This window comes from Xanthomonas sp. 10-10 (assembly GCF_040182365.1).
GTDB lineage: Bacteria > Pseudomonadota > Gammaproteobacteria > Xanthomonadales > Xanthomonadaceae > Xanthomonas > Xanthomonas arboricola_F.
The window spans coordinates 2385585-2402580 of sequence record NZ_CP144460.1 but is presented as its reverse complement, the minus strand read 5'-3'; the positions used below and the strand labels follow the sequence as shown (position 1 = coordinate 2402580).

At 64.4% G+C, this 16996-nt stretch carries 8 protein-coding genes; all 8 read left to right on the top strand.

Features of this window, described 5'->3' with window-relative positions:
- Positions 1 to 303: 303 nt before the first annotated feature.
- The 8 genes from VZ068_RS10165 (at position 304) to VZ068_RS10130 (ending at position 16993) form a co-directional block, all read left to right on the top strand.
- The gene (locus VZ068_RS10165; RefSeq protein ID WP_349657555.1) at positions 304 to 2562 is read left to right on the top strand and encodes a methyl-accepting chemotaxis protein; all 2259 of its coding nucleotides are present in this window, start codon (positions 304 to 306) and stop codon (positions 2560 to 2562) included.
- 667 nt (positions 2563 to 3229) lie between these two features.
- A complete protein-coding gene (locus VZ068_RS10160) occupies positions 3230 to 5350 on the top strand; it encodes a methyl-accepting chemotaxis protein (RefSeq protein WP_349657680.1) in 2121 nt (706 codons plus the stop codon).
- A gap of 628 nt (positions 5351 to 5978) precedes the next feature.
- A complete protein-coding gene (locus VZ068_RS10155) occupies positions 5979 to 8237 on the top strand; it encodes a methyl-accepting chemotaxis protein (protein ID WP_349657554.1) in 2259 nt (752 codons plus the stop codon).
- Between the two features lie 351 nt (positions 8238 to 8588).
- A complete protein-coding gene (locus tag VZ068_RS10150; protein ID WP_349657553.1) occupies positions 8589 to 11261 on the top strand; it encodes a Cache 3/Cache 2 fusion domain-containing protein in 2673 nt (890 codons plus the stop codon).
- A gap of 1187 nt (positions 11262 to 12448) precedes the next feature.
- Positions 12449 to 13234, top strand: coding sequence for a flagellar brake protein (locus VZ068_RS10145; RefSeq protein ID WP_259164109.1), 786 nt, complete (start codon positions 12449 to 12451; stop codon positions 13232 to 13234).
- Positions 13235 to 13355: 121 nt separating this feature from the next.
- The gene (locus tag VZ068_RS10140; RefSeq protein WP_046962576.1) at positions 13356 to 13838 is read left to right on the top strand and encodes a chemotaxis protein CheW; all 483 of its coding nucleotides are present in this window, start codon (positions 13356 to 13358) and stop codon (positions 13836 to 13838) included.
- A 313-nt stretch (positions 13839 to 14151) separates the two neighbouring features.
- Positions 14152 to 14535: a hypothetical protein gene (locus tag VZ068_RS10135; RefSeq protein ID WP_003486337.1), complete on the top strand. Its 384-nt coding sequence runs from the start codon at positions 14152 to 14154 to the stop codon at positions 14533 to 14535.
- An 82-nt stretch (positions 14536 to 14617) separates the two neighbouring features.
- Entirely contained in the window at positions 14618 to 16993 is a 2376-nt protein-coding gene (locus tag VZ068_RS10130) for a methyl-accepting chemotaxis protein (protein ID WP_259159898.1), read from the top strand.
- The last annotated feature ends 3 nt before the right edge of the window (positions 16994 to 16996 follow it).

Here is a 16996-nt window from a genome sequence, read left to right as displayed (position 1 = left end):
AGAAGACAGCCCCTCTTGTGGAAGCGCTCCCACCGGCGTTTCCGGGCAGTTTGTGCACATCCACGTCACCTCAATGACGGCCGCCCATACGCACAGGGCGTGGCGAGTTCAGCCGTAAGAGCGCTGGCCGTTACAGACCACAAGCATGCATACCTGCCCTGCACTCGGTCGCGTCGTGACGATGTATCACACGCACCGGTAATGGGCTCGCGACATGCCCAGCCTCGCCTGACTCACGTATTGGCCAGCGCGTCCGCCCCGACGCGTCTTGCCCTTTCTTGCCAACTGCCTCGAGACCCCAAAATGATCGCTCTTCTTCAACGGTACAACGTCGGCAAGCGCCTGACCTTCGCCTTCGGCACGCTGATCCTGTTGTCGTGCGCGCTAGTGGCCGCCGGCCTGTACACGCTGGCGCAGGCCCGTGATCGCATGGACACCGTGGTCAATCGCCAGATCACGATCATGCAGCACCTGGAGGACATGACCAACGCGACCTCGATCATCGCCGTGCAGTTGCGCAATATCGTGTTGCCGACCTCCCAGGAAGACAATCTGCGCTTTGCCGCCATCATCAAGGACCAGATGAAGTCCTATGAAGAAACGCGTCGCACGCTGTACGTGTTCTCGGCATCGCCGGAAGCTGCCGCGATGCGGCAGAAGATCGACCAGGCCAGCGAAGACGCAAGCAAGGCCAATGACGCAGTCGCCCAACTTGGCCTGACTGCCAAGCCCGACGAAGCACTCGCCCTGCTGATGCAAAAGGCCGCGCCGGCTACCGAAAAATGGCAGGTCGCGTTGGCGGACTATGCAGGCCTGCAGCGCCGTCGCGCCACCGAAGCCTACGTCGCAACCACCGCCGAAATGGTACGCGGCCGTGCCCTGTTGATCGGCGGCGGCGTGGCGGTTGTGCTGTTCAGTGTCCTGCTGGGCTGGTTGATCACCCGCAGCCTGGTGCGCCCGCTGACCCAGGCCACCCGCGCCGCCGAGGCGATTGCCAATGGCGATCTGGATAACGATGTGCGCACGCAGTCCAATGACGAAACCGGCCGCCTGTTGCAGGCCATGGACCGCATGCAGAGCCAGGTGCGCAATCTGATCAGCGCGCAGCTGGACATGGCCAAGCGTCATGACGCGGGCCAGATCAGCTTCCGCATGGATGCCGGCGCATTCCCCGGCGACTACGGCCGCATGGCCACAGACACCAACGCGCTGGTTGCCGCACACATCGCGCTCGAGACGCAGACCATTCACCTGGTGGAGCGTTACGCGATCGGCGACCTGACCGAAGACATGCCGCAATTGCCGGGCGAGAAAGCCGCCATCACCACTGCGATGAATCAGGTCAAGGCGAACCTGTCGACGATGAATTCGGAAATCAAGCAGCTGGCGCAGGCCGCTGCAAACGGCGACTTCAGCGCACGCGGCAATGCCGAGCAGTTCCAGTACGACTTCCGCATCATGGTGGAAAGCCTCAATCACCTGATGTCCACCGCCGACGGCAATCTGCAGTCGCTCTCCAGCCTGTTGCAGTCGATCGCTGCCGGCGACCTCACCGCGCGCATGAGTGGACAGTACCAGGGCGTGTTCGCGCAGATGCGCGACGACGCCAACGCCACCGCCGAACAGCTGGCCAGCATCGTCGGCCGTATCCAGCTGGCCGCCAATGCGATCGGGTCGGCATCCGGCGAGATCGCTTCCGGCAACCAGGATCTGTCGCAGCGCACCGAGCAACAGGCCGCCAATCTGGAAGAAACCGCCGCCTCGATGGAAGAACTCACCTCCACCGTCAAGCAGAACGCCGAACACGCAAGTCAAGCCAACCAGCTCGCCATCGGCGCCGCAGCTGTAGCCTCGCAAGGCGGCGACGTGGTGGCCAGGGTGGTCACCACCATGGCCGACATCCAGGGCTCGTCGAAGAAGATCGCCGAAATCATCAGCGTCATCGACGGCATCGCCTTCCAGACCAATATCCTGGCCTTGAATGCCGCCGTGGAAGCGGCGCGTGCCGGCGAACAGGGCCGCGGCTTTGCGGTGGTCGCCTCTGAAGTGCGCACCCTGGCCCAGCGTTCGGCCGGTGCGGCGAAAGAGATCAAGCACCTGATCGACGACTCGGTCGACAAGGTCACCCAGGGCGCCGCCCTAGTCGACCAGGCCGGCACTACCATGGCCGAGATCGTCGCCAGCGTGCAGCGCGTCACCAACATCATGGGCGAGATTTCTTCCGCTTCGCAGGAACAGTATTCGGGCATCGAGCAGGTCAACCAGACCGTGACCCAGATGGACGAGACCACCCAGCAGAATGCCGCCCTGGTGGAAGAAGCCACCGCCGCCGCGCGTGCGATGGAAGAACAGGCCCAGCAGCTCACCGAAGCGGTGGCCGTGTTCAAGGTTGCCGAGCACAGCGCGGTGACGCGTCAGCTCTCGGCCATCGCCAAGGCACCGGCCAATGCCCGCTTCGCTGCGCGTCCGGCCGCACGTGCCGGCAGCAGTGCCCCGCCGCGTCGCAGCGTGACCGGCACTTCGGCAGCAGCGGCCGATACGGGCGATTGGCAGGAGTTCTGAGTCACGCATGAGGTGTCGCCCGAAGGCCGCTTTCCGCGAGGAAAGCGGCCTTTTTGCGTTACGCCGATCGATCAGACACCACGGCGCGCTGCAGTACCGCGTAGCGCCCAGCGGCAGCCACCCGCCACCGCACTGGAACACACCGATGGCGCTGCGGCCGGCGACCATTGCAGCCGGCTTGATAGCCACATCGCTGTAATGTTTCGCCTCACACGCGCGTCCGAACGTTCCTATATGCGTATTCACAATGCGATGACATAGTGCGTCTGCGTCGACATGCGTCATCGCGATCCATCTCGATGCAGACGCGTGCCGCTTCGGCACGCATCGAAGGGTCCGGCACGGCGTCTGCGTGATACACGGATCACCACTGCCGGAACGCCGCTGGGGAGCGGCGTCCCGCACCTGCCAGCGCACGACGTAACGCCATGCACCTGCTGTCAGCGCCGCCGCCTGCTGCATCGCAACGGGCGCGGACAATCGGTGCGGCGGCGGGCGATCGCCGCACCTTCGGTAGTCACTTCATTCCGTTTAAAAGGGCAAAGCAATGAAACAGCGAAGTCTGTCGACACAACTCGTGTTCGGCTTTGGTGCGGTCATCATCGTGCTGTTGATTGTCGCCACGGTCGGGCTGCGCGGACAGTCCAGCCTGTCTCAGGCGGTCGCATTGAACGACCACACTTACCAGGTCATCGCGACCGGTCGTGCGATGTCCATCGCCAGCATCAATATCGAAACCGGCGCGCGCGGCTATCTGCTTTCAGGCAACGAAGCGAATCTGACCCCCTACAAGAACGGGATGGCGCAGTTCGACAAAGAATTCGATCACGCCAGACAGCTGACCGCCGACAATCCGGTTCAGCAGCAGCGGCTGGCGGCCCTGCATGCGGCCTACGTCGAATTTATCGGCCACGAAGAACGCTTGACCGCGCTGCGCCGCAGCGGCGCGGCGTTGCCCGACGTGCTGGCGCAGTTCAGCGCCGGCCACGAACGCGCCGCAATGAACAAGATCCGCACCCTGCTCACCGAGTTCGAGGCCCAGGAAAGCGGGCTGCTCGACAAGCGCAGTACGGCACTGGCCGCCGCCAAGATCCGCAGCACCTGGTCGATGCTGATCGGCAGCGGCGTTGCGATCGTGGTCGCAATAGCTACCTGCTGGCTGATTCGCCGTCGTCTGATGAGCCGCTTGAGCGAGGCATCGACGATCGCCGATGCGATCGCGGCAGGTCGGTTGTCGGTCGCAGTGGATACCACCGGTACCGACGAAACCGGCCGGCTACTGCACAGCATGGGCAAGATGCAGGCGCAGTTGCAGGCGGTGTCGCAGGCACAGCAGGAAATGGCGCGACGGCACGACCTGGGTGAGCTGAGTTACCGCATGGACGAGCAGGCATTTCCCGGCGATTACGGCGTCATGGTGCGTGACAGCAACGCACTGGTCGCCTCGCATATCGCAGTCAAAATGCGGCTGGCCCAGATCATGAGCCGCTATGCCATCGGCGACCTGTCCGACGACATGGAGACGTTGCCTGGCGAAAAAGCCGTCTTGAGCGAGACCATGGCCCAGGTCAAGCGCAACCTGTCGGCGATGAATCGCGAGATCAAACATCTGGCGCAATCTGCCGCCGCCGGCGACTTCAGCGCCCGCGGCGACGCCGAACGTTTCCAATACGACTTCCGCGTCATGGTCGACAGCCTCAACCAGCTGATGGCCACCGCCGACGGAAATCTGCAAGCGTTGTCCACGTTGCTGCAGTCGATTGCCGCCGGCGACCTCACTGCCCGCATGACCGGCCAGTCCCAGGGCGTGTTCGCGCAGATGCGCGACGATGCCAACGGCACTGCCGAGCGCCTGGCCGATATCGTCGGGCGGATCCACACTGCTGCCGATGCCATTGGCCTGGCCTCCGGCGAAATCGCCGCCGGCAACCAGGATCTGTCGCAGCGCACCGAACAGCAGGCCGCCAATCTGGAAGAAACCGCCGCTTCGATGGAAGAGCTGACCTCCACCGTCAAGCAAAATGCCGAACATGCGCGCCAGGCCAACCAGTTGGCGATCGGAGCGGCATCGGTCGCCTCGCAAGGTGGTCAGGTGGTCGCGCGGGTGGTCACCACCATGTCCGATATTCAGACCTCCTCCAAGAAGATCGCCGAGATCATCAGCGTCATCGACGGCATTTCGTTCCAGACCAATATCCTGGCCTTGAACGCCGCGGTGGAAGCGGCACGCGCCGGCGAACAGGGACGCGGTTTTGCCGTCGTCGCCTCCGAAGTGCGCACCCTCGCCCAGCGCTCTGCCAGTGCTGCGAAAGAGATCAAGCAGCTGATCGACGACTCGGTCGGCAATGTCGCGCAAGGCGCTGCACTGGTCGATCAGGCGGGAACGACCATGGCCGAGATCGTGGCCAGCGTGCAGCGCGTCACCGACATCATGGGCGAGATCTCCGCTGCCTCGCAGGAGCAATCGACAGGGATCGAACAGGTCAACCAGACCGTGACCCAGATGGACGAAACCACCCAGCAGAATGCCGCACTGGTGGAAGAAGCCACCGCCGCCGCACGCGCGATGGAAGACCAGGCCCAGCAGCTGACCCAGACCGTGTCGCTGTTCAAGTTGTCCGACAGCCAGCCGTCCGCGCGTCGAATGGCAGCCTTGGCCACCGCTGCACTGTCTGCGTCTCCCAAAGCTTCGGCATCGGCGTCGGTCAAGCGTGCGCCTGCACGTCCGCACAGTGCACGGACCGCCGCTGCCATGGCCGGGGCGGCGTTGGATTGGCAGGAGTTCTGACACCTGGATGTAGCGCATCCGCGCTGCACGACTCTTGCGGGACCGCTTTTGCGAGAAAGCGGTCCTTTTTTTTGGCTAGCACTCGATCCGGGCGCATGCAGCAATTGCGAATACACCCGGGCGATGCGGGCCCCCCTCTGCAAGACGCGCGCGGTGCATGCCACATCGACTGTGGCGATTGCACCGTCGCCGCATGCGCGGGCCTGGCGACGTGTGCGCCCTCTCGACAAGAGGCTCATGACGGCACCGACTCTGCGGTGCCGTTTTGCATTACGCAGCATGAGCTGCCGCATCCATTCAATCGCGCTATCGCGTGCACTGTCATCCGCGTGAAGTCGCCTTTCACGGCCGGACGCCGTGCACGCCTGAATCGCAGTAAAAATGGTCATTCCCGATCTTGCTTTCAGAAAATTCCCGACACCCGGGCACCGATTCCCTACAGGTTCTTCATGCCCCGATCACGTGCCTGAGACCTGGCTTTACCAGCCTGACCGGACCACCTCAATGCGACCCCGACAGCGCCGTTACTTCAGCGATGCAACACACCGGGCATGACCTGCAGACGGCACCGCTCCAGCGCTGCCCTGCAACGCATGCCCATCACGATCACATCCGCTCAGGCCACTCCATGAATTCCTTCCTGCACCGCTTCAACGTCGGCAAGCGCCTCGCGCTGGCCTTTGGCGTTTTGATCCTTCTCTCCTGCGCGCTGGTGGCCGCCGGCCTGTTGACGCTCAGCCAGGCACGCGAGCGCCTGGACACCATCGTCAAGCGCAACATGGCGATGATCCAGTACGCCACCGACATGCTGGATGCCAATGCCACCATCTCGTTGAACCTGCGCAACATCGTGCTGCCCACCACCGCCGAGCAGAACCGGCAGTTCGCCGAAGTGATCGATGCCCAGCGCATCCGCTACAAGGAGCTGCGCGAGAAGCTCTACGCGTTTCCCGCCGATGCGCACGACCAGCAACTGCGCAACGCACTGGACCAGACCCGCGAACAGGCGCTGGCGCACAACCAGCAGGTCCGCGAGCTGGGCATGGCCGGCAAGGTCGACCAGGCCATGCCGGTCCTGCTCGAACGCGCCGCGCCGGCCACCCAGCGCTGGCAGGATGCGATCCGCACGTACTCGCAGGCGCAACGCGAGAGCAGCCAGCTGGCCTATGAACAGGCCAGTGCCTCGATGGCGCGTGGCCGCAGCATGCTGATCGGCGGCGGCGTCGCGGTGGTGCTGCTGAGTGCCCTGCTGGCCTGGATGATCACCCGCAGCCTCACCGGTCCGTTGAACCGCGCCACCCGCGCCGCCGAGGCGATTGCCGACGGCAGGCTCGATAACGCAGTGCACAGCGACGCCAGCGACGAAACCGGCCGCCTGCTGCAGGCGATGGACAAGATGCAATCGCAGGTGCGCAATCTGATCACCGGCCAGCTGGACATGGCCAAGCGCCACGACAGCGGCCAGATCAGCTTCCGCATGGAGGCCGGCGCATTCCCGGGCGACTATGGCCGCATGGCCAGCGACACCAATGCCCTGGTCGACAGCCACGTCCAGCTCACGCAGCGCCTGGCGCAGATCATGGGGCGCTATGCGATCGGCGACCTCAGCCAGGACATGGATGCGCTGCCCGGCGAAAAAGCCATGCTGACCGACACCATGGCGCAGGTGAAAACCAACCTGGCGTCGATGAACCAGCAGATCAAGCAGCTGGCCCAGGCCGCGGCCAACGGCGATTTCGGCGCACGCGGCGATGCGGCGCAGTTCCAGTTCGATTTCCGCGTCATGGTCGAGAGCCTCAATGAGTTGATGGCCACCGCCGATGGCAGCCTGCAGTCGCTGTCGGGCATCTTGCGCGCCATCGCCGCGGGCGACCTGACCGCGCGCATGGACGGCGATTTCAGGGGCGTGTTCGCACAGATGCGCGACGACGCCAACGCCACCGCCACCCAGCTGGCCGGTATCGTCGGGCACATCCAGCACTCGGCGACCTCGATCAATGCCGCCGCCAGCGAGATCGCAACGGGTAATCAGGACCTGTCGCAGCGCACCGAACAGCAGGCTGCCAACCTGGAAGAAACCGCCGCCTCGATGGAAGAGCTCACCTCTACCGTCAAGCAGAACGCCGAAAGCGCACGCCAGGCCAATCAGCTCGCCATCGGCGCCGCAAGCGTGGCTTCGCAGGGCGGCGAAGTGGTCAGCAAGGTGGTCGACACCATGAGCGGCATCGAGGCCTCGTCCAAGCGCATCGCCGACATCATCAGCGTCATCGACGGCATCTCGTTCCAGACCAACATCCTGGCCTTGAATGCTGCCGTGGAAGCGGCGCGTGCCGGCGACCAGGGCCGTGGTTTTGCGGTGGTCGCCTCCGAGGTGCGTACGCTGGCACAGCGTTCGTCTGCCGCGGCCAAGGAGATCAAGAGCCTGATCGACGACTCGGTGCAGCGCGTGGCCGACGGCTCGCAACTGGTGGACCAGGCCGGCAAGACCATGGCCGAGATCGTCGCCAGCGTGCAGCGCGTCACCAACATCATGGGCGAGATTTCCGCCGCCTCGCAGGAACAGTCGGCCGGCATCGAGCAGGTCAACCAGACCGTTACCCACATGGACGAAGCCACCCAGCAAAACGCAGCGCTGGTGGAAGAAGCCACTGCCGCCGCCCGCGCGATGGAAGAACAGGCCCAGCAGCTCACCGAGGCGGTGGCCGTGTTCAAGATCGCCGAGCAAGGCCCGGTTGCACGTCAGCCGTCGTCGATGGTCGGTGCGCCGGTCAATGCGCGCTTCGCCGCGCGCCCGGCCGTCGCTGCCGCCAGCATCGCACCGCCACGTCGCAGCGCCATCGGCCCGGCCACCGCGGCGGCCGGGCCGAACGACTGGCAGGAGTTCTAAGACACACGCCGCACCCGGCAACACACGCAGCATCAAAGAACAGCATTCGAGAGTAGTTTGATTCGTGGTAAACGAATCTTGAGGGTCGCTTCCTTGCGAGGAGAAGCGGCCCTTTTTTTGTTCTGCGGTGGTGGTACGACATCAGCCGCTAAACATGCTGGAACGCCTGACGATCCGATTCACCCAAAATCACCAATCATTAACACTCCGCGACGTGGTGTACAGGCGTCAACACCAGGCGAACGCGACAATTTATGCTCAATTCAACATAAAACATCAATTTTGAGCATAGACGGCCGCTATGGACTTCACGCATCCGTAACGCCCTCCCCCGGGCAAGGTCGATTCCTCATGCATTCCTTCAACCGACTTTCGGTCGGCACCCGGCTTTCCGCGCTGTTGACCCTGGTCATTGCCATCTCGCTGGGCCTGCTGGCCCTGACCATCTACCGCCAGTCCGCTGGCGACATCGAATCCCAGGTCAAGGCCGAGCTGCGCTCCAGCACCCGGCTGATGCAGCAGTCGGTGGCGATGTACGACGTCACCCTGACCGAAGGCACCGAGCGTCTGGGCAGCGTCTTCGACGACATGCTGCCGCGCGGCGCACGCGAACTGGATACCGCCAGCACCGTGACCATCGGTGAGCAGAACACGCCCACGCTGCGCTCCGGCACGCAGGCGCTGAACCTCAATTTCGATGCGGTGGATCGCTTCGCGCAGGCTACCGGCGGCGTTGCGACCATCTTCGCGCGCACCGGCGATGACTTCGTGCGCATCACCACCTCGCTGCGCAACAAGCAGAACGAGCGCGTGATCGGCACCCTGCTCGATCGCAAGGGCAAGGCCTATGCCGCACTGTCCGCAGGCAAGCCCTTCACCGGCCAGGCGCAGTTGTTCGGCGACCAGTACATGACCTACTACGCGCCGCTGCGCAACGCTGCCGGCGAGGTGATCGGCGCGCTGTTCGTCGGCCGCAATTACACCCAGGGCCTGGCCGCGCTCAAGGCCCAGGTCAGCACCACCAGGCTGGGAAAGGACGGCTATTTCGTCATCGCCGACATGGCGCCGGGCGAGCACCAGGGCCAGATCATCGCCGCACCGCCGGGGACGCCGGCGACGTTGTCGGCACTGGTGCCGGCCGATCAGCAAGCTGCCTTGCAGTCGGTGCTGGACGGCAAGCAAGCCAGCGCCAACCTGCAGCTGCGCGATGCCAAGGGCAACGCGCAGGCCTACGAAGTCACCGCACAACGCTATGCGCCGTGGCAGTGGGCGGTGATCGGCACACAGCCGCGCAGCGCCATCGACGGACCGCTGGACGAGCTGATGGGCAGCATGCTGCTGTTCTCGCTGGTGGTACTGGCGCTGTGCATCGCGGTGGTGTTCATCGCCGCACGCAAGATGGTGACCCGCCCGCTGCTTGCAGTGGAACGTGTACTCGGCGATGTCGCCGCCGGCCGCCTGGACAACCCCATCGAGATCGATCGCCACGACGAACTCGGCCGCCTGCTGCTCAACGCCCGCACCATGCGCGACGACCTGCGCGCGCGGCTGGAACGCGATCACCTGATCGCCAGCGAAGCGCTGCGCGTGCGCACCGCGCTGGACGATGTCAGCACCAACGTGATGATCGCCGACGCCGACCGCCGCATCATCTACGTCAATCGCCCGCTGCAGCGCATGCTCAAGAGCGTGCAGGACGAGCTACGCCGCGACCTGCCCCACTTCGACGCCGATGCGCTGATCAATGCCAGCATCGACCAGTTCCACCGCAAGCCCGAGCATCAGGCACGCATGCTCGATCAGCTCACCAGCACGCACATCGCGCAGATCCACGTCGGCGGCCGCACCATGCGACTGGTGGTCAGCCCGGTACTGGGCGCGGCCGGTGAGCGCATGGGGTTTGTGGTCGAGTGGGCCGACCGCACCCAGGAAGTGCAGGTGGAAGAAGAAGTCGCACGCATCGTGCAGGCGGCCGCCGTCGGCGACCTGAGCGGGCGCGTCAGCCTTGATGGCAAGCAGGGCTTCCTGCTGCTGCTCGCCCAGCAGCTCAACGCGCTGCTGGACAACAACGCCGACGGCCTGTCACGCGTGTCCGCGCTGCTGTCGTCGTTGTCGCAGGGCGACCTCACCGCACGCATGGACGGCGATCTGCAAGGCGTGTTCGCCACCATCCGCGACGATGCCAACGCCACCGCCGACCAGCTGGCCGGAATCGTACGCCGCATCAAGGATTCGTCGCTGGCGATCAACGCGGCCGCCACCGAGATCGCCACCGGCAATGGCGACCTGTCGCGGCGCACCGAGCAACAGGCCGCCGCACTGGAAGAGACCGCCGCATCGATGGAAGAGCTCACCGCCACCGTCAAGCAGAACGCCGACAACGCCGACCAGGCCAACCGCCTGGTGCTCGATGCCGCCGGCGTTGCCGCCAAGGGCGGCGATGTGGTCGGCCGCGTGGTCACCACCATGGCCGACATCGACGCCTCGTCCAAGAAGATCGCCGAGATCATTTCCGTCATCGACGGCATTGCCTTCCAGACCAATATCCTGGCGTTGAACGCAGCGGTGGAAGCGGCGCGTGCCGGCGAGCAGGGCCGCGGTTTTGCCGTGGTGGCCTCGGAGGTGCGCACACTGGCGCAGCGCTCGGCCGGCGCGGCCAAGGAGATCAAGCACCTGATCGAAGACTCGGTGACCCGCATCGGCAACGGCGCCGCACTGGCATCGGAGGCCGGCAGCACCATGCAGCAGGTGGTCGGCTCGGTGCAGCGCGTCACCGACATCATGGGCGAGATCACCAGCGCCTCGCGCGAGCAGGCCGCCGGCATCACCCAGGTCAACCAGACCGTCACCCAGATGGACGAAACCACCCAGCAGAACGCAGCGCTGGTGGAAGAAGCCACCGCTGCGGCGCGCGCGATGGAAGACCAGGCCGCGCAGCTGGTAGACGCCGTGGCGGTGTTCCGCCTGGAGCCGCAGGACCGCTTGAGTACCCTGCTGGCCAGCGCACGCCATGCCTACAGCTGAGGCGTACTTGTAGCGTGTCCTGCGATGGTGGGCGGGCAAGGGCCCTGCAGCAAAGGCGCAGCGGCGATGGCGCGGTGCCCTCGCCGCTCGCGGCACACGCCTTGAACCCGTCCATGGGGGCTCGATGGCGGCATCCATGCCGCCAACGGTCCCGCAGTCGGCGAGGACACCGCACCAGACAGTTTGCAGGTCGCTTCGTTGAAAGCCTGCTCACTGCCCTGACTGCATCGAGATGCTGATCGGACGCGCCGTTATCGAAACAGCGCAGGTCATTCACTGCTCGCAACCATGCACACCGACCATCATGACCGGTCCTTGCCCGCCCACCGTCGCGGGACCCTTGGCGGCATGGATGCCGCCACGGAGCTTACAGGGACGTACTTGCAGCGTGTCCCGCGATGGTGGGCGGGCAAGGGCCCTGCAGCGGACGCAAAAACCTCGAGGGCGCGGTGCCCTCGCCGCTCGCGGGACACGCCGTGAACCCGTCCATGGGGGATCGATGGCGGCATCCATGCCGCCAACGGTCCCGCAAGCGGCGAGGGCACCGCACCAGAAAGTTTGCAGGTAGCTTCGTTGAAAGCCTGCCCACCGCCCTGACTGCATCGAGATGCTGATCGGACGCGCCGTTATCGAAACAGCGCAGGTCATTCACTGCTCGCAACCATGCACACCGACCATCCTGCCCGGTCCTTGCCCGCCCACCGTCGCGGGACCCTTGGCGGCATGGATGCCGCCACGGAGCTTACAAGGACGTTCTTGCAGCGTGTCCCGCGATGGTGGGCGGGCAAGGGCCCTGCAGCGGACGCGAAGACCTCGAGGGCGCGGTGCCCTCGCCGCTCGCGGGACACGCCGTTAACCCGTCCATGGGGGCTCGATGGCGGCATCCATGTCGCCAACGGTCCCGCAATCGGCGAGGACACCGCGCCAGAAAGTTTGCAGGTCGCTTCATTGAAAGCCTGCCCGCTGCCCCTGACTGCATCATGCTTGCCGAAGAACGAAGAGATGGCGCCAGAAGCTTGGTGATTGCTCCGTCGAATGCTCTGCCCACTGCCCATCACGACCGCCCTCCCAGCGATAGGCAGACGTGTTTTGTCAGCTGCTCTTAAAGATTTGGGTTTGCCGCCGATATCAAGGCGACGCCGGGACAACCCTCCGGGCGTCTTCCCGCTACCACTGTGCTTGTGCCCATGTCCCAAGGCGATACCTCCGAGCTGGACCACGACGCCGATCACCTTGCCGAAGGTGACGAACGCTATCTGCTGCGCAACAAGCGGCAGATCCGTGGTTTGCTGCGTCAGCTGCTCGATCAACGCGCCGTGGTGACCATGCACGTGGCCGGTCGCGACATGGCCGTCCCCACCGCCGTGCTCGAGGTGGACGAAGACGACGGCTGCGTGATTCTGGACGGCAGCCACAACGACACCTCCAACCGCGCCATCGAAGATGCCAAGTACCTGCTCTGCTATGCACAGCTGGAGCGGGTCAACGTGCGCTTTCGGCTGGAAAAGGCCGAGCGCATCGAACGCGACATCCATGTCGCCTTCCGCGCCGACCTGCCCGAGGCGATGTACCACATGCAGCGCCGCGAGTCGTACCGGCTGGAAACGCCGATCACCGACTCGCCGGTCTGCATCATCCGCCAGGACGAAGCCCAGGGCGGCAATCTCAACCTGCAGCTGCGCGTGATCGATATCAGCAGCGGCGGGCTGGCGGTCTCGCTCACTGCCGGCATGCCCTTGCTGGAACCGCAGCACACCTACCGCAACTGCACCCTGCAGCTGCCTGACACCGCGCCGATTTCGCTGCCGCTCACCGTCTGCAGCCAGCACAAGCAGACCCTGCCCAACGGCAGCGAAGGCTTCCGCGTGGGCATGCAATTCAGCGACCTGCCGCGTGGCGCCGACGAAACCATCCAGCGCTACATCTTCCGGGTCGACCGCCAGCGCAATGCGCGCAAGAGCGGCGTGTTCTGAACCCGACCGCACTGCGGCAGCCATGCACCTAAAGTTGCGCAGCGCCGCGCCGATGTTGCTATGGCAGCCTTTTCAACCTCGTGCCGCAACCTGACACTCAGCCGAAACGCCCGGAGTTTTCATGAACGACAAAAGCACTGCCACCGGCACCGGTGGTGAATTCCTCAGCTTCGCCCTGGGCGAAGAGCACTACGGCGTGGACATCCTGAAGGTGCAGGAAATCCGCGGCTACGACTCGGTCACCCGCCTGCCCGACGCGCCCGACTACATCAAGGGTGTGATCAACCTGCGCGGCACCATCGTGCCGGTGATCGACCTGCGCCTGAAGCTGCGCCTGAAAGAAGCGCGCTACGACGCCTTCACCGTGATGATCGTGCTCAACGTCGAAGACCGCGTGGTCGGCATCGTGGTAGACAGCGTCTCGGACGTGATCCCGCTCAACGACGACCAGATCCGCCCCACCCCCGAATTCGGTGCCTCGGTCGACACCCGCTTCATCTCGGGCATCGGCACCCAGGACGATCGCATGCTGATCCTGCTGGATATCGAGACCTTGCTGGACAGCACCGAGCTGGGTCAGCAGCTGACTGAAGAAGCTGCCTGATTCAGGGTGGTTGCGTGCGGCGGCCTGCGGTCGTCAGAGGGATGCGGTGATCGGCAAGCGCGGCGATGCAACAGGTATGCATCGCCGCGCTTGCATCTCCGGCAGCCATCTGACGGCCGCAATGATTTATGCCCTAAGCGCATACCACCATCCGGTGTCGGGAGCTTCCCGACACGCGACGCACCGCTAAATCGAAGTGCGATGCAATTCACGTTTTTTGGATTCAAGTTGAACCCCAGCTAGCCGATAGCTGAATAGAAGCCCGCGTTCATAAGCGGGTCACCGTTCGACTTTCGATTCTGGAGAATCCCCAATGAAGTTCCTGCTCTCGCTCCTCCCCGTCGCTGCTCTCGTGATCGTTGCTCCCACGCTGTCGGCCCAGTCGCAGGAAATGATTCCGCCGGAGATGGCCACCCGCTTCGTCGGCAAGGACGGCATGGTCTGCGGCAAGGTCGAAAAGGCCAAGTACGCGCAGAGCTCGGAGGGTGAGCCCACCTTCCTGTACATGGGTGGCATGTTCCCGCGCCACACCTTCTCGGCCCGTATCGACGGCGCTAACCGCGGCAAGTTCAGCTTTGCCCCGGAAACCCTGGAAGGCAAGGACGTCTGCGTCCTCGGCAAGATCCAGCGCGACAGCTCGCGCGCCGAAATCGAAGTCAGCTCGCCGGCCAGCCTGAAGCTCGCCACCATCAAGTAATCGCATCGCACATCGCCACGCCCATGCGTGGCGATGTGCTGTCTGGATTATGCGGACTGACTTCTACGGGGGAATCGTGTCAATGCAATGGATCAATAATCTGAAATTGATGCCGCGGCTGATGCTGGCGTTCGGCATTGTGCTGCTGATCATGCTGGTGCAGGGAATCATCGCGTACTCTGGCCTGGCATCGCTCAACAACGTCACCCGCGACCTGGCCGGCAACACCATGTCCAGCGTGCGCGAAGCCGGCGATCTGCGCGGCATGCTCGGCGAATACCGGAATGCGTCTTATCAAAATCTGGTACGCGCCAGCGATGCGGTCAAGCAGGAAGCCAAGGTCCGCGCCAAGCGGCTGCATGGCGAAATCGAGGCGACGATCAAGGGCTACCCCCGTCTGATCGAAAGCCCGCAACAGAAGAAACTGTTCGACGTGTTCGTGGCCGACTGGAAGAAGGCTTCGGCTTCGTACGCCAGCGTCGACGAAATGATCGAGCTCAATCTTCCCGACGATGCCATCGACACCTTTGTCGGCGAGACCCGCACCCTGCACAACAAGGCCAAGGATTCGCTGGCTGCATTGATCGCCGAAGACAACCTGCTGGCGCAGGCCGCCAAGACCAAGGCCGAAAAGGTCCACGCCACCTCCGTCTCGCTGACCGTGATGGTGTTGCTGATCGGCATCGCCGGCGGCCTCGGGCTGGCGTTCCTGTTCGCCCGTTCCATCGTCAAGAGCATGCGCGGCGCGGTCACCACCGCCACCGAGATCGCCGGCGGCAAGCTGGATGGTCAGATCAACGTGCAGGGCCAGGACGAAGTGGGTGAGCTGATGCGCTCCATGCAGCGCATGCAGCGCGACCTGAAGGAACGCATCGAACGCGACCAGAAGATCGCCGACGAGAACCTGCGCATCCGTACCGCGCTGGACAAGTCTTCGACCGGCACTTTCATCACCGATCCAGATCGCGTGATGATCTACGCCAACGACGCCTTCAAGAAGATTGTGACGCAGTACGAAAGCAGCATCCGACTGGCATCGCCCGAGTTCGATGCGGGCAAGGTCATCGGCCAGCACATCAGCTACCTGGGTCTGTCGGATGCGACCGTGCGCAAGGCCATCGCTGCGCTGGAACGCGACGGCGTCACCAGCTTCGAAGAGCGCTTCGGCGAAGTCGTGCTGGCGCAGACCGTCACCGGCATCAAGAACGAGCAAGGCGAGACCACCGGCGAAGTCTGCGAGTGGCGCGATCGCACCATCGAAGTCCAGGTCGAAGAAGAAGTCGCCCGCATCGTGCGCGCCGCTGCCAGCGGCGACATGAGCGGCCGCGTCGAAACCGACGGCAAGCAGGGCTTCTTCCTGCAGCTGGCGCAGCAGCTCAACGGCTTGCTGGATGCCAACGCCGGCAGCCTGGAGCAGATCTCCGCGTTGTTGTCCGCACTGTCGCGCGGCGATCTGACCGTGCGCATGCACGGGCAGTTCAGTGGCGTGTTCGCGCAGATGCGTGACGATGCCAATGCCACAGCCGAACAGCTTGCCGACATCGTCGGGCGCATCAAGGTCTCTTCCAGCGCCATCAACTCGGCAGCCGGCGAAATCGCCTCGGGCAATAGCGACCTGTCGCACCGCACCGAACAGCAGGCCGCCAACCTGGAAGAAACTGCCGCCTCGATGGAGGAGCTCACCTCCACCGTCAAGCAGAACGCCGAAAGCGCACGTCAGGCCAATCAACTGGCCATCGGCGCAACCGGTGTGGCATCGCAGGGCGGCGAAGTGGTGTCGCAGGTGGTCACCACCATGTCCGGCATCGAAGCCTCGTCCAAGAAGATTGCAGACATCATCTCGGTCATCGATGGCATTGCGTTCCAGACCAACATCCTGGCGCTGAACGCCGCGGTGGAAGCGGCACGTGCCGGCGAACAGGGCCGCGGCTTTGCCGTGGTGGCCTCGGAAGTGCGCACCCTGGCACAGCGCTCGGCCGGTGCGGCCAAGGAGATCAAGGGACTGATCGACGACTCCGTGCACAAGGTGGCCGAAGGCTCGGCGCTGGTGCGCAAGGCTGGCGCGACCATGGCCGAGATCGTGGCCAGCGTGCAGCGCGTGACCGACATCATGGGCGAGATCTCTGCCGCCTCGCAGGAGCAGTCGGCCGGCATCGAACAGGTCAACCAGACCATCACCCAGATGGACGAAACCACCCAGCAGAACGCCGCGCTGGTGGAAGAAGCCACCGCCGCCGCCCGCTCGATGGAAGAGCAGGCCGGTCACCTGGCCGAAGCGGTGTCGGTGTTCAAGCTGGACGAGTCGGCCGCGGTTGCGCAAGCACGTGTCCGCCCGGTCGCCTCGCGTCCGGTTGCGGTCAAGACCGCGGCCAAGCCGGCCGTGCGTGCAGCTGCAGCGCCAGCGCGCACTGCCAAGCCACAGGCCGCACTGGCCGACGGTAACTGGCAAGAGTTCTAAGAA